We start from the raw sequence: 22502 nt of genomic DNA on the forward strand, positions 1-22502 counted from the left end.
AGGAACATGCAGGTACGTGAGGTGATGCGGAGACCGGTCACCACCGTCCGGCGCGAGGACACGGCGCGCGAGGCGGCGCTGATGCTCGCCGAACTGCGGTACGCGGCGCTGCCCGTGCTCGACGGAGACGACCGCCTCATCGGAATGCTCACCAGCGGCGACCTCTTGCGGTCCGGGGAACTCGACGACGCGGTCGGCGCGGTGATGACTACGCCGGCGGTGTCCCTGCCCCAGAACGCGGCACTGGCCGAGGTGATGAGCAGGCTGGTGACCCACGGACTACGCAGTCTGCCGGTCGTCGACGCCGAGGACCGCGTGGTCGGCATGTTCAGCCGCGGCGACGCGCTTCGGCTCATGCTCACCCCGGACGACGCGCTCGCGGCCGATGCGCAGCGCCTGCTCGATCAATACCGCGGCGCGCGGCGCTGGCAGGTCACCGTCGACGACGGCGACGCCACCGTCTCCGGCCGGTTCGCCGACGAATCCGAACGACGCATCGCCGTCGCCCTGACCCGCACCGTGCCCGGCATCCGTACCGCGAGCATCGCGCTCACACCCGCTGCGGCTGAGCATTGACCCCCACCAACCAGCTCTGGAGTCGACGATGACCCACGCATACCCCGTTCAACGCGCGAGCCTCAGCGAACACCTACCCGTGCTGCGCGCCGCACTCGAGCAGCAACGCCGCTTCCGCCTGCAACAGCTGGCCGAACTCGAAGCCGAGCTCGACCGCGCAGGTGAACCCGCCGACGCGGCTGACGCGGCCAGACACGAGGTCGACGGCAAACTGGCCGCGGCGGCGCGGCAAGCGCTGGCCGATATCGAGGCCGCTCTCCTGCTCATCACCGCCGGACGTTACGGCCGCTGCCGACGCTGTCACGCCGAGATCCCGATCCGGCTGCTGCGCGCCATTCCCACTACACAGTGGTGCTTGCGGTGCCATCGGCATCTCTCGTCCGCCGACGGGTCCCGTGATACGGGGGCAGCGGCCTGGGCGCCGCTCCCGATCGCCGCGCCGCGGCCTGCAGGCGAAACGAGAGACGCTCGCATTCCGTTGACCGTCGATGCGCCGGGACCGGCCCGGAGTCGCCCGCACCGGCACCTTGGCGCCGCGTTTGCCGTTCGGGTCGGACGCGGCCCGGCTGGGAGCCGCTCGGGTGCAGCTGTGTAGTGATCCTCAGGCGGGCCGGAACCGCAGTTCGACATCGTTCAGGACCGGTGCGTCGTCGCGTTCGACCACGGTCGCGGCGATGACGAGCCGATCGTCCTCGCGCCAGATCCGGACGCGGATCGTCTCGCCCGGGTACAGCACACCGGCGAACCGGGCGCGGAAGCCGGTGACGCGGCTGGCGTCGGAGTCGAGCACGATGTCGGTCGCGGTCTTGCACACCATGCCGTAGGTGCACAACCCGTGCAGGATGGGGGCGGGGAACCCGGCGGCGCGGGCGAATTCGGGATCGGAGTGCAGGGGGTTGCGGTCGCCGGACATCCGGTAGAGCAACGCCTGCTGCGGCAGCGTCGGCGTGGTGACGTCGAAATCCGGTGTGCGATCCGGCAATTCGGTCTTGGGGCTCGGCCCGCGCTCGCCGCCGAAACCGCCCTCGCCCTTGGCGAAGATCGAGGAGCGCTCGGTCCACAGCGGCGCGCCGTCGGAGCCGGTGACGGTGTGCTCCTGCACGATGACCGCGGCCGAGCCCTTGTCCCAGATCTCGGCGATCCGGCTGGTTTTGGTCGCCTTGCCCGCCGCCGGGATCGGCCGGTGCACCTCGACCTCCTGATGTCCGTGCACCACCTTCGCCAGGTCGATCTCGACGCCGGGGAAGCTCACCCTGGGCGGCTCGGTCTCGTGCACGGTCGCCGCCACGGTGGCGAAGGTCGGCAGCACCTGCGGTTCCCGATCGTCGAGATAGCGCAGCTCGGCCGGGTCGGTCCAGCGCGCGCCCGCGCCGAGGCCAAGCTGATACAGCTGCACGTCCGACGCGGTCCAGGCGAACTCCCGGCTCGGCAGTTGCGCGCCGAGCGCGATCTTCGGGTCGATGGGCATCAGTTCTCCTTGTGCATGAATGTGGATCGATTCGGATCTACCGCGCCGCGAGGGAGGCCGCGCCCGAAATCGATGCGCCTTCGGTCCGATCCTGCTCGGCGCGACCGCGGCTCGCCAGCGCGCCGTCCGATCGGTGGGATGGGCGCGTGGATCGCGGTGTGGCTCGTGTTCGGGCGCGCCCCGCACTTCGTTCTCGTGACCGAGACCCCAGTCGTAGCGGAAGGCGTTCCTTTCGCCGCAGCGGCAGGCTTTCGTTCGGCGAGACGGACGGCGGAGCGGGTCGCGTCCAGCGCGACCCACACCGCGATCCGACCATCAGGCCTCCGCCGCGGCGGCCGCGGGCTGCTGCTTCTTGCGCTCGACGATGTCCAGCACCGCGAGGTACCCGAAGGCGATCGCGGGGCCGATGGTCGCGCCGGGCCCGGCGTAGGTGTGGCCCATCACCGGTGTGGAGCAGTTGCCGGAGGCGTACAAACCCTCGATGACACTGCCGTCCTCGCGCAGCACCCGTCCTGCGGTGTCGGCCACCAGCCCGCCCTTGGTGCCCAGGTCGCCGGGAACGATCTTGGCGGCGTAGTACGGGCCCTGCACCAGCGCGGCCAGGCACGGGTTGGGTCGCACGGTCGGATCGCCGTAGTACCGGTCGTAGTGGCTGTCGCCGCGGCCGAAGTCTTCGTCCTTGCCGGTCTCGGCGAAGCCGTTGAACCGGGTGACGGTCGCGGCCAGCGCGTCGGCGGGCACGCCGATCCGGCCCGCCAATTCCTCGATGCTGTCGGCCTTGACGATGAAGTCGTTTTCCATCCACCGGGACGGAAAGCGCTGACCGGGCTGTAGCCCCGCGAAGATGTAGCGGTTCCGGTAGCGCTGGTCGAACACCAGCCACGCGGGGATGTTCTCGCCCGGTCCCTCACCCTGCCCGTACTCGCCGCCGTACATGGTGTGCACCGCCTCGACGTAAGGAGCGGACTCATTTCCGAATCGCTTGCCGTCGGCGTTCACCATGATGCTGCCGGGCAGGTTCCGTTCGGCCAGCGCGAACCACGGCTTGCCGCCCTTGAAGATGGTCGGCCCCCACCACGCGTCCTCCATGAAACCGATGGCCGCGCCCGCCGCCATGCCCGCTTGGATGCCGTCGCCGGTATTGGCGGCCGCGCCGGTGGTCCACTCGGTGGTGATGGGCTGGCGCTGGTATTTGGTGCGCATTTCCGCGTTGTGCTCGAAACCGCCGCTGCCGAGCACGACGCCGTAGCGGGCGGTGAAGGTGACCGGCTCGCCCTCGTGCAGCGCTTGGACGCCGGTGACCACGCCATCGGTCACGACGAGGTCGGTCATCGGGGTGTTCAGCAGAAGCGGCACGTTCGCGTCCATGAGCCCCTTGCGCATGCCCGCGATGACGGCCTGCCCCATGCCGACGATGTGTTTGCGAGTGAACTTGGCCCAGTAGGTGCGCGCGCCGACGCGCATCGCCCGCAGCATGCCCTTCGGATGACGCCGGATCAGATTGAGCCGGACGAAGTCCGCCTGCATGACCACGACGTTCAGCGGAGCCTTCGCGTACGGCGGCTCCAGGTTGAACCGTTCATCGCCCAGGATCTTCGTGTCGAACGGCTTGGGCTCGCACGAGCGTCCCTCGGGCCGCCCGCCCGGCGCCTCCGGATGGTAATCGGAGTAGCCCGGCACCCAGGTCATCTTCAGCGGCGAATGATCGAGCACGAAATCCAGCGCTTCGGCCCCGCGGTCGATGAAGGTGTCGATCCGTTCGGCGGGTACGACGTCGCCGATGATGCTGTGCAGGTAGGTCCGTGCGTCCTCGCGGTCGTCGGGCCGACCGGACGCGCGCAGCGCCTTGTTGCCCGGGATCCACACGCCGCCGCCGGAGCGCGCGGTCGACCCGCCGTAGTGCGCGGCCTTCTCGATGACCACCACGCTCAGGCCGTTGTGGGCCGCGGTGAGGGCGGCGGTCATGCCGGCGGCGCCGCTGCCGACCACCACCACGTCGTATTCCCGATCAGTCATGTAGAACACGTTATAGAATGGACGCGCCATTGGTCTATGTTGTGTGGCAGAAGACTTGCTCGACGTTCCGTTTGTCGAGGAAACTTGTTTCAGTTTCGGACCGGAGTTAAGAACATGGGCCTCGAATGGGACCTGACCACCGACGTTGTCGTGGTCGGATACGGCGCCGCGGGGGCCGCGGCCGCGCTGGAAGCGACCGCGGCGGGCGCGCAGGTGCTCGTCCTCGAACGCTTCACCGGCGGCGGCACGTCGGCGCTGTCCGGCGGCATCATCTACGCGGGCGGCGGCACCTCCGTGCAGCGCGAGGCGGGTGTCGAGGACACCCCCGAGGCCATGTACGCCTACCTCGAGCGCGAGGTCGGCGACGCGGTCGCCCCCGAGACGCTGCGCCGGTTCGTCGACGAGAGCCCGGAGCTGATCGAGTGGCTGAAGGCGCACGGCGTCCCGTTCGAGGCCTCGCTGTGCCCGTACAAGACCTCCTACCCCAACGACCGCTACTACCTGTACTACTCGGGCAGCGAGATCTCCGGCGCGTTCCGCGACATCCCCGCCGCCCAGCGCGGACACCGGGTGAAGGGCCGGGGCACTTCGGGCAAGAAACTCACCGGCCCGCTCGCCGCCGCAGCGTCGAGGGCGGGCGTGCGCGTGGAAACGCTCACCCGGGTGACCCGATTGATCACCGACGCCGCGGGTGCGGTGATCGGCGTGGAATGCCACACCCTGCGCGACGCGCCCGGCCGGGTCCGCGACCGCTACACCCGCATGGCGAAGGTCGCGGCCAAGCCTGGCATCTACTACCCGCCGCTGCGGCGAGCGCTGGAACAGCGGCTGGACGCGCTGGAACGCCGGTACGGCAGCACGATCAGGGTCCTCGCCCGGCGCGCGGTGGTGCTCAGCGCGGGCGGGTTCATCGCCAATCGCGATCTGGTGCGGCAGCACGCGCCCGCGTTCCACGGCGGTCTCGCCCTCGGCACCACCGCCGACGACGGCAGCGGCATCCTGATGGCCCAGCAGGTCGGCGCGGCCGTCGACCACATGGACAACGTCTCCGCGTGGCGGTTCCTGCTGCCGCCCAGCGCCTTCACCGCGGCGCTTCTGGTCGACGCCGATGGCCGCAGGGTGATCGACGAGACCCGCTACGGCGCCGCCGTCGGCAACAAGCTGATCACCGAGCACGGCGGCAAGGGATGGCTGCTGGCCGACGACCCGCTGATGCGCACCGCGATCGGCCAGATCGGCAAGCAGGGCGCGTGGTTCCAGCGCGGGCAGTTCGAGACCATGCGGCGCACCGCGATTCGCGGCGCGACGCTGGAGCAAGCCGCGGCGAAGGCGGGCATCGACCCGGCCGGGCTGCGCGCGACGGTGGACGCGCACAACACCGCGATCGAGACCGGCGCGCCCGATCCGGTCGGAAAGCCTGCCGAGTTCACCGAACCGGTCCGCACCGGTCCGTTCTGGTTGTTGGATGTGGGCATCAAACCGAGCCTGACCAACCCGTGCCCCATGCTCACCCTCGGCGGCGTCGTCGTGGACGAGCGCACCGGCGCGGTCGAGACGGTCGATGGCCGTGACATCCCCGGCCTCTTCGCCGCCGGCCGCACCGCGGTCGGCGTCTGCTCCGAGTCCTATGTCAGCGGGCTGTCGCTGGCCGACTGCATCTTCTCCGGTCGCAGGGCAGGCCGGTCCGCCGCGGGCGAGCAGGTCTCGGCGCTGGAAAACGCAACTGTGGAAGGGAACTAGCGTGCTGTCCGACGCGGTACGAACCGAACTGGCCGACGAACTCGAGCGCGCCGAGCGCGACCGGGTGGCGATCGATCCGCTGATCGCCCGCCACCCCGATATCGACGTGGTCGACGCCTACGAGATCCAGCTGATCAACATCCGGCGCAGGCTCGACGCGGGCGCGCGCGTGGTCGGGCACAAGGTGGGCCTGTCCTCGAAGGCCATGCAGCAGATGATGGGCGTCGACGAGCCCGACTACGGTCACCTGCTCGCGGAAATGGAAGTCTACGAGGACGTTCCGGTGGAAGCGGGCCGCTACCTGTTCCCCCGGGTGGAGGTGGAGGTCGGGTTCGTGCTCGGCGCCGACCTGCCCGGCGCGGAGTGCACCGAGGATGACGTGCTCGCCGCCACGGTCGCCTTCGCGCCCGCGATCGAGCTGATCGACTCGCGGATCAAGGACTGGAACATCGGCCTGGCCGACACCATTTCCGACAACGCGTCTTCGGCCGGCTTCGTGCTCGGCGCGCAGCGGGTCGCGCCGAAGGACATCGACATCAAGGCCATCGACGCGGTGCTCACCCGCAACGGCGATGTGGTCGCCGAAGGCCGCAGCGACGCGGTGCTGGGCGATCCGGTGATCGCGGTGGCCTGGCTGGCGCGCAAGGTCGCGAGCTTCGGGGTGCGGTTGAAGGCCGGTGACATCGTGCTGCCCGGCTCCTGCACCCGCGCCATCGACGCCCGTCCGGGCGATGAGTTCCACGCCGAGTTCGCCGGACTCGGCTCTGTCCGTCTGCAATTCACCTAGGGAGGCTGTCGTGTCCGTGAACGGGACCGTCACCGCCGCGATCGTCGGGTCCGGCAACATCAGTACCGATCTGCTCTACAAACTGCTGCGCTCGCAGAAGATCCAGCCGCGCTGGATGATCGGAATCGACCCGGACAGCGAGGGCCTGAAGCGGGCGCGCGGTCTGGGGCTGGAGACCTCGCACGAGGGCGTGGACTGGCTGCTCGCGCAATCCGAACTGCCCGATCTGATCTTCGAGGCGACCTCGGCGTACGTGCACCGCGCCGCCGCCCCGCGCTACGCCGAGGCGGGCATCCGCGCCGTCGACCTCACCCCGGCGGCCGTCGGGCCCGCCGTGGTGCCGCCGGTGAACCTGGGCGCGAACCTCGACGCGCCGAACGTCAACATGATCACCTGCGGCGGTCAGGCGACGATCCCGATCGTCGCCGCGGTTTCGCGGGTCGTCCCGGTGCCGTACGCGGAGATCGTCGCCTCCGTGTCGTCGGTCTCCGCCGGTCCCGGCACCCGCGCCAACATCGATGAGTTCACCAAGACCACCAGCAGGGGCGTGGAGACCATCGGCGGGGCACAGCGCGGCAAGGCGATCATCATCCTGAACCCCGCCGAGCCGCCGATGATCATGCGCGACACCATTTTCTGCGCCATCCCCGAGGACGCCGACACCGACGCGATCGCCGACTCGATCCACCGGATGGTCGCCGATATCCAGCAGTACGTGCCCGGCTACCGGTTGCTGAACGAGCCGCAGTTCGACGAGCCGTCGGTGGTCTCCGGCGGCATGGCGAAGGTGTCGGTGTTCGTGGAGGTGGAGGGCGCGGGCGACTTCCTGCCCCCGTACGCGGGCAACCTCGACATCATGACCGCCGCCGCGACGCAGGTCGGCGAGGTCATCGCCGAACAGATCGTCACGGCCCGGGTGTAAGGAGCTTTCGACATGGCCTACTCAGCAGAACTCGACATCCGCGTCACCGACACCTCGCTGCGCGACGGATCCCACCACAAGCGTCACCAGTTCACCGCGACGGAGGTCCGCGACATCGTCGCCGCCCTCGACGGCGCGGGTGTCCCCGTGATCGAGGTGACCCACGGCGACGGTCTCGGCGGCTCGTCGTTCAACTACGGCTTCTCCAAGACGCCCGAGCAGGAACTGGTCGCCATCGCCGCCGAGACGGCGAAGCGGGCGAAGATCGCCGTGCTGATGCTGCCCGGCGTCGGGGTGAAGGAAGACATCAAGGTCTCGCAGGACAACGGCGCGTCGATCTGCCGGATCGCCACGCACTGCACCGAGGCCGACGTGTCGATCCAGCACTTCGGTCTGGCGCGGGAACTCGGGCTGGAGACGGTCGGGTTCCTGATGATGTCGCACACCCAGCCGCCGGAGGTGCTGGCCAAACAGGCGCGCATCATGGCCGACGCCGGCTGCCAGTGCGTCTACATCGTCGACTCGGCCGGGGCGCTGGTGCTCGAGCAGGTCTCCGACCGGGTCGCGGCGCTGGTGGCCGAACTCGGCGACGACGCGCAGGTCGGCTTCCACGGTCACGAGAACTTGGATCTGGCCGTCGCCAACTCGATCTACGCCATCCGCGCCGGCGCCAAGCAGATCGACGGCAGCGCGCGGCGTTTCGGCGCGGGCGCGGGCAACACGCCGGTCGAGGCGCTGGTCGGTGTGTGCGACAAGCTGGGCGTGAAGACGGGCATCGATTTCTTCGCCATCGCCGACGCCGCCGAAGACGTCGTCCGCCCCGCGATGCCGCAGGAATGCCTGCTCGACCGCCAGGCCCTGATGATGGGCTACGCGGGCGTCTACTCCAGCTTCCTCAAGCACGCCGAACGGCAAGCCGAACGCTACGGGGTCTCCGCCGCCGAAATGCTCGTACGAGCGGGCAAGCGCAAACTGGTCGGCGGCCAAGAGGACCAGCTCATCGACATCGCGCTGGAATTGCAACGGGAGAAGGCGACGGTCACCGCCTGACCGGTAAGCCACAGCGGGGTCGCGAACGAACGTTCGCGACCCCGTTCGTCTGCCGGGACCACTATCGAGCAAGTCTCCGCTGGTCGAAGGGTGGTCGATCACGCGTCTCCCAGTACCCGGAAGTCCAGTCCATTCGGCGAGGCAGCAGCAACGATCCCGCGTCCCCAAGGCAAAGGGAGCGGGAAGGGGATAGCTCCCGACGCGCGTGATCGAACGCGGCGCGATCGGTTCCGCTGGTCCATACCGACCGAGGAGTCATGTCGGCGAGTGCGGAATACCACCCGGGCAATTCGTGTGCGCGACGGTACTGCTCGGCGCTCGTGCGCAGCGTGACGCGCCGCCGCAAGCTCCGTTCGAACGCGGCGTACTCAGCACTGCGCAACATCCAGCCGCGGTAGACAGCCACCCCGCTGGAACGGACGCGTCGAACGGCATCCTCCGCGCCGTCGGCGCGGGTCAACGCGTCGTGATCGACCACGGCGATGTCCAAACCGGCGGCACGAGCCGCGTCCGCCTCCGGGGCGAAATGCTCGTCGACGCGTTGGGGGCGAAGTACATCGGCCGGAACAAGAAGCAGCACAACGCATATCGTCGCGTCGGCACACGCGATTCCCAACCGATTTCCGCCTCGCCGCTATCGGTGATCATCGTTGCCGCAGTCGACTTGGAACTACGCCGCTGACTGGATCAACTCCTCGCACATGCGCCGCAGCTGTCCAGCCCGTTCGCCGGAACTCCGCGTCTTCATCAACCGCAGGAAGTACGCGTACTGCGCGGTGCGATCAAGCTGCTCGAATCTCTCCCGTGCGGGTGGACTCGCACTGAGCGCTTCGAGCAGGTCGGCCGGGCAGGTGGCGGTCCGCTGGCATTCGTAGGCGGCCGCCCAGCGTCCATCGGACTGCGCGGCGGCAATGGCCGCGAAACCGGGAGCCCGCATGCGACCTGCGGCGATGAGCGCTTCGGCTTTCGCGACATTGATCTGCGACCACGGACTCTTCGGCCGGCGCGGCGAGTACCGCTGCAGATAGTGCTCGGCGTCCATGCCGCGGCGATGGCTGTCGATCCACCCGAAGCAGAGCGCGCCGTCGAGCGCCTCGCCGTTGCTGATGCTCCTGCCCGCCACCCCTTTCTTGCCGATCTTCAGCCAGACATCAGCGGCCTCGTCGTGATCGGCCGCGAGCCACCCCTCCCACTGCGCAAGGTCCGCAAAGGTCAGGATCCTCGTCCCATCGAACCGACCCATAGTGCCTCCCTAGATCCGGTGCCCTCATCGCACCCATCCTCCACCCCAAAGTGCTCACCATCTGAGCACTTCACGAGTGGCACATGAGCGTGTGGCGCTCTCGCGTTTCGCCGCGCTCATGTGCCACTCGCGAAGCCGACGGCAGCGACAGTCGCCTCCGGCTGACACGGCACCGCCGCCGGTAGGTTGATCCATGGCAGCGGTGATCGCGAGGTCGCTCCGACGCGGGCTTCTTCGCAACAGTCGAGAGGAGAAACGAATGACCATCGATATTCGCAAGGTGACCGTGCTGGGCACCGGGGTGCTGGGTTCGCAGATCGCCTTTCAGACCGCCTTCCACGGTTTCGAGGTGACGGCTTACGACATCGATGACAAGGCGCTGGCCGCGGCCAGGGAACGACTCGACAAGCTCGTGCCGGTCTACCGCGAGCAGGTGCCCGGTGGCGGGGACGGCAAGGCGGAGCAGACGGCGGCGGGCATCGCGCTGACTTCCGACCTGGCACACGCGGTGCAGGACGCGGACCTGGTCATCGAGGCCATCCCCGAGGTGCTGAGCATCAAGCAGCAGACCTACGAGCAGCTCGGCCGGGTCGCACCGGAGCGCACGATCTTCGCCACCAACTCCTCCACCCTGCTGCCCAGCGCCATGAAAGACTTCACCGGCCGTCCGGACCGGTTCCTCGCGCTGCACTTCGCCAATCAGGTGTGGCACTTCAACACGGCCGAGATCATGGGCACCGCCGACACCGACCCGAACGTATACCAGGCCGTGGTCGACTTCGCCTCGAAGATCGGCATGGTGCCGATCGAAATCCACAAGGAGAAGGCCGGTTACGTCCTGAACTCGCTGCTGGTGCCGTTGCTCAACGCGGGCATGAGCCTGGCGGCCGGCGGCTACGCCGATCCCGAGGCGGTGGACAAGACCTGGCAGATCGGCACCGGCGCACCGGCCGGACCGTTCCGCATCCTCGACATCATCGGCCTGACCACGCCGTACAACATCCTGGTCAACAACGAGGACGAGGACTCCCAACGGCTGGCCAAGTGGTTGAAGGAGAACTACATCGACAAGGGCAAGCTCGGCATCGCCACCGGGGAGGGCTTCTACAAGTACTGACCGCCGAGCGCGGTGAGTTCGGGATTCGCCGCGCCCAGGCACCACTCGTGGAGCGAGGGCGGCTGATCGAGGCCTAGTCCTTCATGCGCTACACGGCGACGATCTCGAGCATGCTTTCCAGCCCGCGGAAATCCGCGCTGTTGCGGGTGTACAGCGGTAACCCACGTGCCGACGCGATTGCCGCGACGAGCAAATCCATCCGGCGCGGCCGCGGGTCGCGTTTCGCCGCCAGAGTGAGTGCTACGAGGGTGCCGTAGCGTGTCGCGGCGTCCTCGTCGAAGGGCAACGGATCGAAATCCACGATGGCGGCACCGAGTTGCTCGGATCGTGCGGCCCGAGTGACAGTGTCTTTCGCCATGGCGACGCCTTGGTGCAATTCGGCCAACGTGATCGCTGTTATCTCACACAACTCCGGCAAAAAAGTGGGATCCAGCGTACCCAGGTCGATGTAGGCGCAAGTGTCCAATACGCCCGATGTATGCCGCTCGGTCATGACCGCGATCCCCACGCATCGTCGTCGCCGACTCGATCTTCCGTTCCGAAGAATTCGTCGGCCTCTTGCCGCATGCCGGCGAAGTCGACACGAGGTAGTCTGCGATGCCGTTCCACGAGCTCTTCCGTCGTCAGGCGGCGCTTTCGGCTGACCGGCCGTACTTCGGCGACTTCGACCCCATTTCGGGTTACGCGGAACGTCTCCCCGGCCTCGACCGCATCCATGACCGCCGCTGAGTGGTTGCGGAACTCGCGCTGCGTGATCACTTTCATAGCCTGATTGTAGCCCCCTGTAGCGCGCGGGGCTACGAGTGCTGGTCGCGTCCTACAACCAGGTGTCCAACGTCGTCGTCGTGAGGAAGTGCTCCAGGTCGGCACGCCAAGGTGCCGGGGTGGTCTTCTCCGGTTCGATGGCGGTGTACTGGCCCCGATAGAACAGCAGGGGGCGGCCGGTGGTGGTCGTCTCGGAGAGGGCTTGGACGCGGCCGATCACGATGTAGTGGTCGCCGCCGTCGACGACGGTCTCGACCTCGCACTGGATGGTGGCCAGCGCTTCGTCCAGCACCGGGAGTTCCAGGTCGGAGGTGTGCCAGGCGGCGCCGGCGAACTTGTCGGGTTCGCGGGAGCCGAAGCGGGCGCACAGTTCGCGCTGCTGTTCGGCGAGAACGTTCACGCAGAAACGCCCGGATTTCTCGATCGCCGCCCAGGAGCGGGACGCCTTGGTGGGGCAGAACAGCACCAGCGGCGGTTCGAGGGAGAGGGCGGCGAAGGATTGGCACGCGAAGCCGATCGGAACCCCGTCGTCGTCGAAGGTGGTGATCACGGTGATGCCGGTGCAGAACTGTCCCAGCACGTTCCGGAACTGCCGTGGATCGATCTCGGATCCGTCCGCGGTCATCGTTTCGCTCGCCCTCTCGGTCACTGCTGCCGTTGCCCGACGGTGAAGTCGTGGCCCCACAGGCTCACCGCGGTGGATTCCCGCGCGATCCAGTCGTGGTCGTCCACTTCCAGGCCCTCGCAACCGAATTCGACGTCGAACCCGCCCGGCGTCTTCATGTAGAAGGAGAGCATCTTGTCGTTGACGTGCCGTCCCAGCGTCGCCGACATCTTGACCTTCTTGCGCAGCGCGCGGTCCAGGGTCAGGCCGACGTCGTCGGCGTTCTCCACCTCGAGCATCAAGTGCACGATGCCGCTCGGCGTCGGCATGGGCAGGAACGCCAGCGAGTGGTGGCGCGGGTTGCAGCCGAAGAAGCGCAGCCACGCGGGCTCGCCGTCGGCCGGGCGTCCCACCATCTGCGGTGGCAGCCGCATCGAGTCGCGCAGCCGGAAGCCGAGCACGTCGCGGTAGAACTCCAGCGCCGCCTTGTCGTCCTTGGTGCTGAGCACCACGTGCCCGAGCCCCTGCTCCTCGGTGACGAATTTGTGCCCGTAGGGACTGACCACCCGGCGATGCTCCAGCGCCGCGCCGTGGAACGCCTCGAGCGTGTTGCCCGAGGGATCTTCGAACGCGATCAGCTCGTAGACCCGGCGATCGGCCAGTTCCGCCGCGGTGCCCTCCTTGTAGGGCACGCCCGCCGCGTCCAGCCGGTTGCGGATGTCCTGCAACTCCTCGGCGTTGGCCGTCTCCCAGCCCGAGACCTGTAGCCGGTCCTTCTCGCCCGGGACGATCACCAGCCGGGCCGGGAACTCGTCCATGCGCAGATAGAGGGCTTCGGGGTCGGCGCCCTTGCCCTCGACCATGCCGAGGACCTTCAGGCCGTACTCCCGCCAGGCGGCCATGTCGGTCGCCTCGATACGCAGATATCCCAGTGAACGGATGCCCATCACTTCTCCTTGACGCCCGCGAGGAAATCGATCGCGAGCCGGTTGAATTCGTGGAACTTCTCCAGTTGCGCCCAGTGCCCGCAGCCGCCGAAGACGTGCAGTTGCGCGCGCGGGATCAGTTTGGTCGCCACCAGCGCGCCGTCGAGCGGGTTGACCCGGTCCTCGCGGCCCCAGATCAGCAGCACCGGCTGACGCAGCTTGTAGGCGTCGCGCCAGAGCATGCCCTTCTCGAAGTCGGCGCTCGCGAACGACTTGCCCATCGCCCTGGTCGCGGCCAGCGCCTCCGGCGTGCTCGCCGAGGCGAACCGCTCATCGATCAGCTCGTCGGTGACCAGCGACTGGTCGAAGACCATGATGCGCAGGAACGCCTCCAGGTTCTCCCTGGTCGGCTCGTAGTTGAACTTGGAGAGCAGCTTCACGCCCTCCGTCGGGTCGGGCGCGAACAGATTGGTGCTCAGCCCGCCGGGCCCCATCAGGATCAGTTTTCCGGCGCGGTCGGGATAGTCCAGCGCGAACCGGACCGCAGCGCCGCCGCCGAGCGAATTGCCCAGCAGGTGCACCCGGGTGGTGATCTCCAGGTGGTCGAGCAGATCCTTCAGCGCCGAGGCGCTGTGCACGAAGTACTGCGGATGCTCGGTGGGCTTGTCCGAGCGACCGTAGCCGGGCTGGTCCACCGCGAGCACGTGGAAGTGCTCGGCCAGCACCGGGATGTTGCGCGCGAAGTTCGACCAGGAGGACGCGCCGGGCCCGCCGCCGTGCAGCAGGACGATCGTCGGCCCGTTGCCGACGCCCGCCTCGTGGTAGTGCAGCCGCAGATCGGGCCGCACCTGCGCGTAGCGCGAGGTCGATTCGGCGGTGAGTTCCGCGGTCGATGTCACGGTCAGCCCTCCTAGACCATGCCGTCGGTGACGGGCAGGCCGAACTCGTGCGTGCCGTACATCAGGTACGCGCGCTCGGGATCGTTGGCCGCGTGCACCCGGCCCGCGTGCGCGTCGCGCCAGAAGCGTTGCAGCGGCGTGCCGTTGGCCAGCGCGGTGGCGCCGGAGCTCTCGAACAGCTTGTCGATCGCCGCGATCGAGCGACCGGTGGCGCGCACCTGGTCGCGCCGGGCCCGCACGCGCAGGTCGAACGGGATCTCCTTGCCCGCAGCCAGCAGCGCGTACTCGTCGGCCACGTTGCCAGAAAGCTGCCGCCACGCGGCGTCGATGTCGCTGGCGGCCTCCGCGATGCGCACTTTGGCGAACGGATCCTCCTTTTCCTTCTCGCCGGCGTAGGCCGCGCGCACCCGCTTGCCCTGGTGCTCGACATGCGCCGCGTACGCGCCGTAGGCCATGCCGACGATCGGCGTGGAGATCGTGGTGGGATGGATTGTGCCCCAAGGCATCTTGTAGACCGGATCGGTATTCTGCTCCAGACCGGGCGATTTCAGTTCGCTCATGGCACGGAAGCTGAGGAACCGGTGCGAGGGCACGAAGACGTCCTTCACCACGACGGTGTTGGAGCCGGTGCCGCGCAGGCCGACCACGTTCCACACGTCGTCGATGCGGTAGTCGTCGCGGGGGATGAGGAAGCTGCCGAAGTCCACCGGCTTGCCGTCCTTGATCACCGGGCCGCCGAGCACCGCCCAGGTGGCGTGATCGCAGCCCGACGACCAGGCCCACGCGCCGTTGACGAGGTAGCCGCCGTCGACCACCGTGCCCGCGCCCATGGGCGCGTAGGAGGAGGAGATCCGCACTTCGGTGTCCTCGCCCCAGACGTCCTCCTGCGCCTGCTGCGCGAACAGCGCGAGGTGCCAATTGTGCACGCCGACAATGCCCGCCACCCAGCCGGTGGAGCCGCACGCGCTGGCGATCTTGCGCACGGTGTCGTAGAAGACCACCGGATCGGCGGCGTGACCGCCCCACTGCTTGGGCTGGAGCAACCGGAAGAAGCCGGTCTCCTGCAACGCCTTCATGCTTTCGTCGGGGATGCGCCGCAGGTCCTCGGCCTCCTGTGCGCGTTCGCGCAACGTCGGCAACAGCGCTTCGACCCGTTCGGTCACTTCTTGCGTCATCTCGGGACCTGCTCCTGCCTGGTCGGTTGATGTCGGGAATCTCATTTGTCTCTGAGACTAGAACAGGTTCCTATTTCTGTCGAGAACCGGTGTTCACCCCTCGTCGGACATGCGCTCATGCAGGAAGTGAGGTGAATCGCTGGCGTCGAGGACGCCAGTTTTGTAACGTGTTCTAGTACAGATGGAGGAGGAAACGCGATGGCAGTTACCCCACCGCCGCCGAGCGACGGGCCCGGAGGCGGCAGCGTGCGTCACCAAGGAGGGCCCCGGGAGGCGGCTCAAACGACGCGGAGCGGCGCGAAGGTCCGGGAGCTGGATGTCGGCACCGCACCGACCCGCTATGCGCGGGGATGGCATTGCCTGGGTCTGGCCAAGACGTTCCGGGACGGCAAGCCGCACGCGGTGAACGTCTTCGGCACCAAGCTCGTCGTCTGGGCCGACAGCAACGGTGAACTGCGGGTGCTCGACGCCTACTGCAGGCACATGGGCGGCGACCTGAGCATGGGCGAGGTCAAGGGCGACGACATCGCCTGCCCGTTCCACGACTGGCGCTGGTCGGGGACCAACGGCAAGTGCACCGCGATTCCGTACGCGCGGCGGGTGCCGCCGCTGGCGCGCACGAGGAAGTGGACCACGCTGGAGCGCAACGGCCAGCTGTTCGTCTGGCACGACCACGAGGGCAGCCAGCCGCCGCCCGAGGTCACGATCCCGCACATCAAGGGCCCTTACACCGACGCCGACGGCAACCCGAGCGAGCAACTCGACAGCGGGTGGACCGAATGGACCTGGAACTCGATGCTGATCGAGGGCGCCAACTGCCGCGAGATCATCGACAACGTGGTGGACATGGCCCACTTCTTCTACATCCATTTCGCCTTCCCGACGTACTTCAAGAACGTCTTCGAGGGCCACATCGCCACCCAGTTCCTGGAGACCAAGGGCAGGCCGGACATCGGCATGGCCTCCAAGTACGGCGGTGACACGCTGCTGAAGTCGGAGGCCTCGTACTTCGGCCCCTCGTACATGATCAACCCGCTGATCAACATCTACAGCGGTTACGAGGTCAAAAGCGTCCTGATCAACTGCCACTACCCGGTCACCCAGGACTCCTTCGTCCTGCAATGGGGCATCACGCTGGAGAAGCCGAAGGGCGTCGAGGGCGAGATGGCGACCAAGCTGGCGGAGAAGATGACCGAGGGCATCAGCGTCGGCTTCCTGCAGGACGTCGAGATCTGGAAGCACAAGTCCAAGGTCGAGAACCCGCTGCTGTGCGAGGAGGACGGGCCGGTCTACCAGCTGCGTCGCTGGTACGAGCAGTTCTACGTCGACCTGGCCGACGTCACCGAGAAGATGACCCAGCGCTTCGAGTTCGAGGTGGACACCACCAAGGCGAACGAGGCGTGGGAGGCCGAGGTCGCCGAGAACCTGCGGCGCAAGCGCGAGTCCGAGGAAGCCGAGGCGAGCGTCTGATGGCGGCCACCTGGGCGAAGGCACCCGATTTCGCCGATCAGCCCGCTCGGCGAGCCGAAGTGCGCGCCCAGACGGTGGCCGACAAACAGCGGTATCTGGAGGACGGCCTGACGCCACTGCGGTGCCGGGCCTGCCAGAGCCACGTGCTGGTGCGCAAGAGCAGCACCCACCAGACGTCGGTGCAGTGGACCGGGAATCCGGCCGAGCACTGCCCGGTCTTCGCGAAACTGAGCGAGACCGGCCACGGGCCGGGTCGCCCCGACTCGTGTCCGGATCTCGAACGCACCATCGCCTGGGCCGTGGACGAGGGCGTGCTCGAGATTCCGGAGTGAACCGGCCGTTCGGCGACGGCGGGCGGTGATCGATTCGCCCGCCGATCACCGCGGTGGTGACCGCGCTGTCGCGGCCGAGTCGCGCTCCGACTACGTTGACGGGAACAAAAGAGACCTTCGTGCCGAAACGGATCGAGTCCGATTCGGCGCCGTAGGAGGGAGTTTCCGCGATGCTGGTGCGGCATCTGGACTGCGCGACCATGTGCCCGGTCGGCGGGCGAGCGCTGCTCGGCAGCGGTGGGCTGCTGACCGGCGGGCTGGTCGGCCACTGCCTGCTCGTCGAGTCCGATGACGGGCTGGTGCTGGTCGACACGGGCTTCGGCATGGCCGACGTGCTCGATCGAAGCAGGCTGGGTTTCGGCACCGGGCGATTGCTGCGGCCCCGGTTGCGCCCGGAACTCACCGCGCTGCACCAGATCCGCGGGCTCGGCTATCGGCGCGAGGATGTCCGGCACATCGTGCTCACCCATCTCGATCTCGATCACGCCGGCGGGCTGTCGGACTTCCCCGACGCCACCGTGCACGTCTTCGCCGACGAACTCGACGCGGCGACCCAGCGCCCGACCCTCGGGGAGAAACTGCGCTACCAGCCGCGTCAGTGGGAGCACGGACCTCGCTGGCTGGCCCACGAGACCGGCGCGGACACCTGGTTCGGATTCACCGCCGTCCCGGTGCTCGAGGACATCATGCTGATCCCGCTGGTCGGCCACACGCGCGGGCACAGCGGCGTCGCGGTCCGGCAGAGCGACGGATGGTTGCTGCACTGCGGCGACGCCTATTTCCACCACCGGCAGCTGGAGGTGGGCAAGGCGCGTCCGCCCGTCGGCCTGGGCGTGTTCGAGGTGCTCGCGAGCACGCTCGGCCGCGAGCGGGTGGAGAACCTGGAACGGCTGCGCACGCTGCACAACGACCACGGCGACCGGGTGCGAATGTTCTGTGCCCACGATCCGCACGAACTCGAGCGATTCGCCGCCGTGCCGGTGCGCTGATCCAGGTCAGTCCAACCGGAAGTCCGCGAAGTCGAATCCCGGCGCGACGATGCAGCTGACCAGCACGTATTCCGCGCCGGCAGGTCGCGCCGATTGGCTGACCCCACCCGGCACCACCGCTTGGAGCACCTGGCCGTGCTCCAGGTCGGGGCCGAGGATCACCTGCTCGCCGCCGATGTCCAGCGCCAGCGGCCCGCCGCGGTGCCAGAGCCACAGCTCGTCGGAGCGCACCGTGTGCGGGGCGGACCGCTCGCCCGGCAGCAGCAGGAAATAGATCGCCGTGGCGGCGGCGCGCGGGCCGGGGTAGCCCTCCGGCGTGAATTCCGCCGGGCTGCGCCAGGTCTGGCGGTACCAGCCGCCTTCGGGATGCGGCACGAGATCGAGTGCGACGGCGAGCGGCGGTCGGTTGTCGGTCATCGTTCGACTATGCCCGATCCTGCCCTGCCGCTCAGCTCTCCTCGATCCGCCAGGTGATTCCGAACGGCGCCAGCGCATCCAGGAAATCGGCGGGATCGAACGCCTCGGCCGGCGCGAGCGCTCCCGGAGCCGTAGCGCCCTCGGCCAAGCGGACGGCCGTCTCCACCGCCATCAATGCCGAATCGCGGTAGGAGTCCACGCCGCTGAGCACGCCGCGGACCCGGCGTCCGTCCGCGCCGAACGCGTCGACGACGAGGTCGTAGCGCAGGTCGGCGCCGGGCGCGTCGGGCAGTGCGTCGATGAGTTCGGCGGTGAACCCGCTGAGCGTGTCGAGGATCGAGGTGGCGAGGACGCCTTCGACGTAGGAGACATCCGAGTGCCGGGGGATGGTGAGAACCGGGGGCTGCGGGAATTTCGCGACAGTGGTCGGCTCGATGTCACCGGGGAAGGTCATCTTCTGGTGACGTGCCGCCGCGCCGGTGCGCAATTCGCCGTCGGCGTAGTGCCAGCCGCCGCCGCGGAACCAGTCCAGACTGGCGAACACCGTCTTGGCGCTGCCTTTGGAACCGTTTCCGCCGCTCTTGCTGAGGTGGCTGAGCACCACCTCGGCGGGGCCGGGCACCCGGCGGGTGATGAGATGGGCGAGCAGATCTCCGGGGAGATTGTTGTCGGTCACGCCGGAAACCACGGTGACGCCCGCCGCCGCAGCGCGCGTTCCGTACTCGTCGAGAACGCGCTTCAGGAATAGTTGCTCGCCGGACATGTCTGTGTAGTGCGCGCCCGCGTCGATGGCCGCGTCGAGCACCGCAGAGCCGTGCTGGACGTAGGCGGGCAAGCTGCTGATCACCACGTCGGCGCCGGTGAACGCTCGGACGAGGGCCGCGCGGTCGGGCAGGTCTGCTACTCGTATGTCGGCGCCGGGCATGGCCGCCGCGTCGGCGGCGGCGCGGATGCGCTCGGCATTGCGCCCCACCAGGATCGGGGTGAGGCCGCGACGGCGCAGTTCGGCGAGCAGGTAGCCGCCGGTGTGTCCGGTCGCGCCGTAGACGGCGATGGTCGCAGGGCGTTCGGTTGATGTCATGGGAAGAAACATATTGCTCTCATACGACTAAACCAATGCCTGTAAGGCTCGATTTTTTGTCCCAAACGCTCATATCCAGAGTGTTATGGTGAATGAGTGGACATTCTCAGCGAGGCCATCGCGGCGATCCGCACCGGCAGTCCCGCCTCCGGCCTGTTCATCCGGCACGCCCCGTGGGGCCGGCGGTATCCCGTGGTGCCGGGGGCGGGTTTCCATGTGGTGTTGCAGGGCTCTTGCTGGGTGGTGCCGCCGGACGGCGAACCCATGGCGCTCGGCGTGGGGGACGTGTTGTTCATGCCGCGAGGCGCCGACCACGACCTGGTCGACAGCTTGGACACTCCCGTCACCGAGACCGCGTTGCCCGGTGAGCCGAGGGAGATCGTGGGGCCCGGCGTCCGGACCGCCTTGCTCTGTGGCGCTTACGAACTCGGCCGCGGTCGCACCCATCCGATCCTCGACGAGCTGCCCGAGTTCATCCATCTGCCCGCGCGTCCGGGGCGTCATCCCGCGCTGCGCGGCGCGGTCGATCTGCTGGCCGCGGAGATCGCCGAGCCGCGGCAGGGGAGCGACGCGGCCGTGCCCGCGATCCTCGAGACGCTGCTGCTGTTCATCCTGCGCGCCTGGTTCGACGAGCAGGCCGACCTGCGTTCCTCCGGCTGGGCCGGCGCCTTCGCCGATCCCGCCGTGGCGGCGGTGCTACGCGCGGTGCACGAGAAACCCGCGCGCGCCTGGACCGTCGCCGATCTCGGTGACATCGCGGGCGTTTCCCGCGCGACCCTCGCCCGCCGCTTTCTCGCGACGGTCGGCGAGCCGCCGCTGGCCTATGTGACCCGCTGGCGCATGCTGACCGCCGCCCGCCTGCTGCGCGACACCGACAGCAGTCTTGCCGCCGTGGCCCGCCGCGTCGGCTACACCTCGGAGTTCGCCTTCGCGAAGGCGTTCAAACGCGAATACGGGCTTGCGCCAGGCGGATACCGCCGTGCGGCCGACAACGCGCCTGTGGTGGCGGTTTGAGGGCCCGGGTTCGGAACCGCCTTGTCGGCACCGGCGTCAGGTGTCGTAGTACTCGTCTTCGTACTCGTCGTCGGGGAGGTACTCGACATCCGAAGCCACGTCGGCGGCCGGCTCGCGCAGGCTCGGAGCGCCCGGTAACAGTTCGGCGAGTTCGGGCATGCTGCCCACGATGTCGCTGATCGGGGTGATCGTCTCGGTCACTTGGTGATGTGCGAGACGCGCTGCGGCCCGCGCTGTTTCGGTCACGATCGCGGCGAGACGTTCGGAGGGAGTGCGCAGCGCGGCCGGATCCAATCGCACCTCGGTGACCGCGCCGGTGAAATCCACCGCCACCGTCACGTATCCGTCGGGAGAACGGGCCTCGCCGCGCACGTCGTGCACTTGTTCTCGAATAGCGGCCAGTTCCGTGAGTTGCTGCTCGTACCGCTCGTCCATCACTGGCCGTTCGCGTCGAGCAATGCCTGGGCTTCGGCGCCGTGCTTGCGCATCATCGGAATGATCCACGCGCGCAGATCGCGTGGGAAATCACGATTCGCGAGCTGAGCGAGCAGCCATTCCGAGTCCTGCTGGTCGAGACGATCGACGGCGAAGAGGAGTATGTCGTCGTCGAACCAGTGCGGGTTGTCATCCGGATTGATCTCGCCGGTCAGGAATTTGGTCACCGCATCGCGCGCCGCCGCGATCTTGTCGTGGTTGTTCATGTCGACCTCCGCGGTTGATCAGGGTGCTCGTCCGGTTGGTTGAGATGAGGATGTTCGGGATCGACACCCTTTTCGGCGAGTGCCGCGAGTGCTCGTTCTCGGAACATCGCGAAATCGCCGTTCTCGCTCCGGGTGGATTGCAGCGCCTGGTAGATGGCCTGGGACCGTTCGGAGCCGAAACTAGAATTGGCGGCCCGTGGTTCGGCGCCGATACCGACGCCCTCCATAACTTGGTGTGTCATCGCGGGAGCGTCCCATAGGAACGCATCGGGTTGCCGCGCCTGATACTCGCGAAGCCAGTCGACAACCCGATGGGCATCGGCAAGATCCTTCGTATAGATCACCATCGCGTCCGACCGAACCGAATGGGGGCCGACGACTTTCGCGCTGTAGATACCGGGGAATCGATCGGGGCTGTCCACGATTTCGTGGACCACACCACGCATCAGGTCGGGCACCGCGTCAGCGCGTGCGTTCACATACACACGATAGCCGACGTCCGAGACCGCATTCGCTCGGTGGTAATGGACGAAACTGATCGATCCGGTATCGATCTCCGACGCGTTCGAGGCGTCGAGAATTCTGGCCCCTCGCCCTTGGACCAAGGCTATACGCGATTCCGGTCCTCGGGCGGCGAGTATATCCGCGAGTTGCATGACATAGCCGCGTGGATCCGTGACCAGATTCGTCTCGGTAGCCGCGCCGTACTCGCTGTACACGCCCCATTCGCTGGTTATCCGGTCTCCGTTGTTCCAGATCCGTTCCAGGAATCCGTTGAGATTCTCGAGCGACAGATCCGGCGCATCCAACCCGTGCTGCTGGTAGGAGAAATCGCGCACCGCCATCACATCGTCGAACGACATGTCATGGCTCAGGCGCTCCCGCAGTTCGGCGAGTGTGCGTGGCTCGTCGAATACCGAGGGGAACTCCGCTACGGCACGATCGAGTGCCGCCGCATCCGGATGCCATGCGTACGGGGACGTGCCGTGCTGTTCTCCCGGGGGTGAGGTCTCGTCGGCTTCCCGCGACGCATCCGGGTCAGCCGCGTCCTCGTCGCGGTCCGGATGCTGCGGGGGTGGTGTCTCTTCGTCGGGCTTGGGTGTGGTGGGTTCGGGTTCGTCGGGCTTGGGTGTGGTGGGTTCGGGTTCGTCGGGCTTGGGTGTGGTGGGTTCGGGTTCGTCGGGCTTGGGTGTGGTGGGTTCGGGTTCGT

At 67.9% G+C, this 22502-nt stretch carries 27 protein-coding genes; 12 read left to right on the forward strand and 15 right to left on the reverse strand.

All coding sequences use genetic code 11. The annotated features are described in order from the left end of the window. Positions 1 to 6 precede the first annotated feature (6 nt). Positions 7 to 576 (forward strand): CBS domain-containing protein, encoded by a 570-nt coding sequence (locus tag ACH49X_RS31660; RefSeq protein WP_195078406.1) that lies wholly within the window; start codon positions 7 to 9, stop codon positions 574 to 576. Positions 577 to 649: 73 nt separating this feature from the next. Here the strand turns inward: ACH49X_RS31660 and ACH49X_RS31665 are convergent, their stop codons facing one another. Further along, a complete protein-coding gene (locus ACH49X_RS31665; RefSeq protein WP_357111237.1) occupies positions 650 to 943 on the reverse strand; it encodes a hypothetical protein in 294 nt (97 codons plus the stop codon). Here ACH49X_RS31665 and ACH49X_RS31670 point away from each other — a divergent pair. Continuing rightward, entirely contained in the window at positions 893 to 1171 is a 279-nt protein-coding gene (locus ACH49X_RS31670; protein ID WP_357111228.1) for a hypothetical protein, read from the forward strand. The two genes, ACH49X_RS31665 and ACH49X_RS31670, sit on opposite strands and share 51 nt — an antisense overlap. Positions 1172 to 1177: 6 nt before the next feature. On the opposite strand, the gene ACH49X_RS31675 is transcribed toward ACH49X_RS31670, so the two are convergent. Beyond that, positions 1178 to 2044, reverse strand: a complete 867-nt coding sequence (locus ACH49X_RS31675) for a MaoC/PaaZ C-terminal domain-containing protein (RefSeq protein WP_357111152.1) — start codon at positions 2042 to 2044, stop codon at positions 1178 to 1180. 315 nt (positions 2045 to 2359) lie between these two features. Then, a complete protein-coding gene (gene kstD / locus ACH49X_RS31680) occupies positions 2360 to 4069 on the reverse strand; it encodes a 3-oxosteroid 1-dehydrogenase (RefSeq protein WP_195078062.1) in 1710 nt (569 codons plus the stop codon). Between the two features lie 105 nt (positions 4070 to 4174). Between kstD and ACH49X_RS31685 the strand changes: the two genes are divergently transcribed. From ACH49X_RS31685 to ACH49X_RS31705, 5 genes are all read left to right on the forward strand, one after another. Further along, positions 4175 to 5800, forward strand: a complete 1626-nt coding sequence (locus tag ACH49X_RS31685; protein ID WP_357111156.1) for an FAD-binding protein — start codon at positions 4175 to 4177, stop codon at positions 5798 to 5800. Between the two features lies 1 nt (position 5801). After that, the gene (locus ACH49X_RS31690) at positions 5802 to 6587 is read left to right on the forward strand and encodes a 2-keto-4-pentenoate hydratase (protein ID WP_357209277.1); all 786 of its coding nucleotides are present in this window, start codon (positions 5802 to 5804) and stop codon (positions 6585 to 6587) included. 16 nt (positions 6588 to 6603) lie between these two features. Beyond that, on the forward strand, positions 6604 to 7509 hold the full coding sequence (locus ACH49X_RS31695) for an acetaldehyde dehydrogenase (acetylating) (protein WP_195078407.1): 906 nt from the start codon (positions 6604 to 6606) through the stop codon (positions 7507 to 7509). 12 nt (positions 7510 to 7521) lie between these two features. Next, positions 7522 to 8559, forward strand: a complete 1038-nt coding sequence (dmpG, locus tag ACH49X_RS31700; protein WP_357209278.1) for a 4-hydroxy-2-oxovalerate aldolase — start codon at positions 7522 to 7524, stop codon at positions 8557 to 8559. Between the two features lie 292 nt (positions 8560 to 8851). Beyond that, positions 8852 to 9241 carry a hypothetical protein gene (locus ACH49X_RS31705; RefSeq protein WP_357209279.1) on the forward strand — a complete coding sequence of 130 codons (390 nt, stop codon included), beginning with the start codon at positions 8852 to 8854 and terminating at the stop codon, positions 9239 to 9241. Here ACH49X_RS31705 and ACH49X_RS31710 read toward each other — a convergent pair. Then, positions 9230 to 9802: a YdeI/OmpD-associated family protein gene (locus tag ACH49X_RS31710; RefSeq protein ID WP_357209281.1), complete on the reverse strand. Its 573-nt coding sequence runs from the start codon at positions 9800 to 9802 to the stop codon at positions 9230 to 9232. The two genes, ACH49X_RS31705 and ACH49X_RS31710, sit on opposite strands and share 12 nt — an antisense overlap. 259 nt (positions 9803 to 10061) lie before the next feature. Here ACH49X_RS31710 and ACH49X_RS31715 point away from each other — a divergent pair, with 259 nt between their 5' ends. Then, on the forward strand, positions 10062 to 10919 hold the full coding sequence (locus ACH49X_RS31715) for a 3-hydroxyacyl-CoA dehydrogenase (RefSeq protein ID WP_195078067.1): 858 nt from the start codon (positions 10062 to 10064) through the stop codon (positions 10917 to 10919). Between the two features lie 88 nt (positions 10920 to 11007). On the opposite strand, the gene ACH49X_RS31720 is transcribed toward ACH49X_RS31715, so the two are convergent. From ACH49X_RS31720 to hsaA, 6 genes are read right to left on the reverse strand one after another with little or no spacing between them, the layout of a single operon-like run. Then, complete coding sequence (locus ACH49X_RS31720) at positions 11008 to 11412, reverse strand: type II toxin-antitoxin system VapC family toxin (protein ID WP_357209283.1); 405 nt, start codon at positions 11410 to 11412, stop codon at positions 11008 to 11010. Further along, entirely contained in the window at positions 11409 to 11684 is a 276-nt protein-coding gene (locus ACH49X_RS31725) for a type II toxin-antitoxin system Phd/YefM family antitoxin (protein WP_195078069.1), read from the reverse strand. Before ACH49X_RS31725 ends, ACH49X_RS31720 begins: the two co-directional genes overlap by 4 nt. Before the next feature lie 52 nt (positions 11685 to 11736). Beyond that, on the reverse strand, positions 11737 to 12309 hold the full coding sequence (hsaB, locus tag ACH49X_RS31730) for a 3-hydroxy-9,10-secoandrosta-1,3,5(10)-triene-9,17-dione monooxygenase reductase subunit (protein WP_357209284.1): 573 nt from the start codon (positions 12307 to 12309) through the stop codon (positions 11737 to 11739). 20 nt (positions 12310 to 12329) lie between these two features. Then, complete coding sequence (gene hsaC, locus ACH49X_RS31735) at positions 12330 to 13235, reverse strand: iron-dependent extradiol dioxygenase HsaC (RefSeq protein WP_195078071.1); 906 nt, start codon at positions 13233 to 13235, stop codon at positions 12330 to 12332. Continuing rightward, positions 13235 to 14113, reverse strand: coding sequence for a 4,5:9,10-diseco-3-hydroxy-5,9,17-trioxoandrosta-1(10),2-diene-4-oate hydrolase (hsaD, locus tag ACH49X_RS31740; RefSeq protein ID WP_195044478.1), 879 nt, complete (start codon positions 14111 to 14113; stop codon positions 13235 to 13237). Before hsaD ends, hsaC begins: the two co-directional genes overlap by 1 nt. A gap of 11 nt (positions 14114 to 14124) precedes the next feature. Continuing rightward, positions 14125 to 15288 (reverse strand): 3-hydroxy-9,10-secoandrosta-1,3,5(10)-triene-9,17-dione monooxygenase oxygenase subunit, encoded by a 1164-nt coding sequence (gene hsaA / locus ACH49X_RS31745; RefSeq protein ID WP_357209286.1) that lies wholly within the window; start codon positions 15286 to 15288, stop codon positions 14125 to 14127. Between the two features lie 198 nt (positions 15289 to 15486). Between hsaA and ACH49X_RS31750 the strand changes: the two genes are divergently transcribed. The 3 genes from ACH49X_RS31750 to ACH49X_RS31760 all read left to right on the forward strand — a co-directional run bounded on the left by ACH49X_RS31750 (position 15487) and on the right by ACH49X_RS31760 (position 18079). Then, positions 15487 to 16758: a Rieske 2Fe-2S domain-containing protein gene (locus ACH49X_RS31750; protein ID WP_323124583.1), complete on the forward strand. Its 1272-nt coding sequence runs from the start codon at positions 15487 to 15489 to the stop codon at positions 16756 to 16758. Beyond that, positions 16758 to 17090 carry a hypothetical protein gene (locus tag ACH49X_RS31755; protein WP_195078073.1) on the forward strand — a complete coding sequence of 111 codons (333 nt, stop codon included), beginning with the start codon at positions 16758 to 16760 and terminating at the stop codon, positions 17088 to 17090. The genes ACH49X_RS31750 and ACH49X_RS31755 overlap by 1 nt, the downstream gene beginning before the upstream one ends. Positions 17091 to 17260: 170 nt before the next feature. Further along, on the forward strand, positions 17261 to 18079 hold the full coding sequence (locus ACH49X_RS31760; protein ID WP_195078074.1) for an MBL fold metallo-hydrolase: 819 nt from the start codon (positions 17261 to 17263) through the stop codon (positions 18077 to 18079). Positions 18080 to 18085: 6 nt separating this feature from the next. Here the strand turns inward: ACH49X_RS31760 and ACH49X_RS31765 are convergent, their stop codons facing one another. Then, positions 18086 to 18496: a cupin domain-containing protein gene (locus ACH49X_RS31765; RefSeq protein ID WP_357111173.1), complete on the reverse strand. Its 411-nt coding sequence runs from the start codon at positions 18494 to 18496 to the stop codon at positions 18086 to 18088. Between the two features lie 31 nt (positions 18497 to 18527). Then, the gene (locus ACH49X_RS31770; RefSeq protein WP_357111176.1) at positions 18528 to 19577 is read right to left on the reverse strand and encodes a saccharopine dehydrogenase NADP-binding domain-containing protein; all 1050 of its coding nucleotides are present in this window, start codon (positions 19575 to 19577) and stop codon (positions 18528 to 18530) included. A 96-nt stretch (positions 19578 to 19673) separates the two neighbouring features. Between ACH49X_RS31770 and ACH49X_RS31775 the strand changes: the two genes are divergently transcribed. Continuing rightward, positions 19674 to 20591 carry an AraC family transcriptional regulator gene (locus ACH49X_RS31775; protein ID WP_357209287.1) on the forward strand — a complete coding sequence of 306 codons (918 nt, stop codon included), beginning with the start codon at positions 19674 to 19676 and terminating at the stop codon, positions 20589 to 20591. A gap of 36 nt (positions 20592 to 20627) precedes the next feature. On the opposite strand, the gene ACH49X_RS31780 is transcribed toward ACH49X_RS31775, so the two are convergent. The 3 genes from ACH49X_RS31780 to ACH49X_RS31790 all read right to left on the reverse strand — a co-directional run. After that, positions 20628 to 21026, reverse strand: coding sequence for a YbaB/EbfC family nucleoid-associated protein (locus tag ACH49X_RS31780; protein ID WP_195078078.1), 399 nt, complete (start codon positions 21024 to 21026; stop codon positions 20628 to 20630). Continuing rightward, a complete protein-coding gene (locus ACH49X_RS31785) occupies positions 21026 to 21292 on the reverse strand; it encodes a hypothetical protein (RefSeq protein ID WP_195078079.1) in 267 nt (88 codons plus the stop codon). The genes ACH49X_RS31780 and ACH49X_RS31785 overlap by 1 nt, the downstream gene beginning before the upstream one ends. After that, on the reverse strand, positions 21289 to 22502 hold a 1214-nt coding region (locus tag ACH49X_RS31790; protein WP_397071642.1), incomplete at its 5' end, for a T3SS effector HopA1 family protein. The genes ACH49X_RS31785 and ACH49X_RS31790, both read right to left, overlap by 4 nt.

It is taken from the genome of Nocardia sp. NPDC019323 (genome assembly GCF_044389845.1).
Lineage (GTDB): Bacteria > Actinomycetota > Actinomycetes > Mycobacteriales > Mycobacteriaceae > Nocardia > Nocardia implantans.

Coding starts and splice junctions, on each gene's coding strand:
- ACH49X_RS31660 (WP_195078406.1), top strand. CDS start 7: ATGCAGGTACGTGAGGTGATGCGGAGACCGGTCACCACCGTCCGGCGC.
- ACH49X_RS31665 (WP_357111237.1), bottom strand. CDS start 943: ATGGCACCGCAAGCACCACTGTGTAGTGGGAATGGCGCGCAGCAGCCG.
- ACH49X_RS31675 (WP_357111152.1), bottom strand. CDS start 2,044: ATGCCCATCGACCCGAAGATCGCGCTCGGCGCGCAACTGCCGAGCCGG.
- ACH49X_RS31685 (WP_357111156.1), top strand. CDS start 4,175: ATGGGCCTCGAATGGGACCTGACCACCGACGTTGTCGTGGTCGGATAC.
- dmpG (WP_357209278.1), top strand. CDS start 7,522: ATGGCCTACTCAGCAGAACTCGACATCCGCGTCACCGACACCTCGCTG.
- ACH49X_RS31710 (WP_357209281.1), bottom strand. CDS start 9,802: ATGGGTCGGTTCGATGGGACGAGGATCCTGACCTTTGCGGACCTTGCG.
- ACH49X_RS31715 (WP_195078067.1), top strand. CDS start 10,062: ATGACCATCGATATTCGCAAGGTGACCGTGCTGGGCACCGGGGTGCTG.
- ACH49X_RS31720 (WP_357209283.1), bottom strand. CDS start 11,412: ATGACCGAGCGGCATACATCGGGCGTATTGGACACTTGCGCCTACATC.
- ACH49X_RS31725 (WP_195078069.1), bottom strand. CDS start 11,684: ATGAAAGTGATCACGCAGCGCGAGTTCCGCAACCACTCAGCGGCGGTC.
- hsaB (WP_357209284.1), bottom strand. CDS start 12,309: ATGACCGCGGACGGATCCGAGATCGATCCACGGCAGTTCCGGAACGTG.
- hsaC (WP_195078071.1), bottom strand. CDS start 13,235: ATGGGCATCCGTTCACTGGGATATCTGCGTATCGAGGCGACCGACATG.
- hsaA (WP_357209286.1), bottom strand. CDS start 15,288: ATGACGCAAGAAGTGACCGAACGGGTCGAAGCGCTGTTGCCGACGTTG.
- ACH49X_RS31750 (WP_323124583.1), top strand. CDS start 15,487: ATGGCAGTTACCCCACCGCCGCCGAGCGACGGGCCCGGAGGCGGCAGC.
- ACH49X_RS31755 (WP_195078073.1), top strand. CDS start 16,758: ATGGCGGCCACCTGGGCGAAGGCACCCGATTTCGCCGATCAGCCCGCT.
- ACH49X_RS31760 (WP_195078074.1), top strand. CDS start 17,261: ATGCTGGTGCGGCATCTGGACTGCGCGACCATGTGCCCGGTCGGCGGG.
- ACH49X_RS31765 (WP_357111173.1), bottom strand. CDS start 18,496: ATGACCGACAACCGACCGCCGCTCGCCGTCGCACTCGATCTCGTGCCG.
- ACH49X_RS31770 (WP_357111176.1), bottom strand. CDS start 19,577: ATGACATCAACCGAACGCCCTGCGACCATCGCCGTCTACGGCGCGACC.
- ACH49X_RS31780 (WP_195078078.1), bottom strand. CDS start 21,026: ATGGACGAGCGGTACGAGCAGCAACTCACGGAACTGGCCGCTATTCGA.
- ACH49X_RS31785 (WP_195078079.1), bottom strand. CDS start 21,292: ATGAACAACCACGACAAGATCGCGGCGGCGCGCGATGCGGTGACCAAA.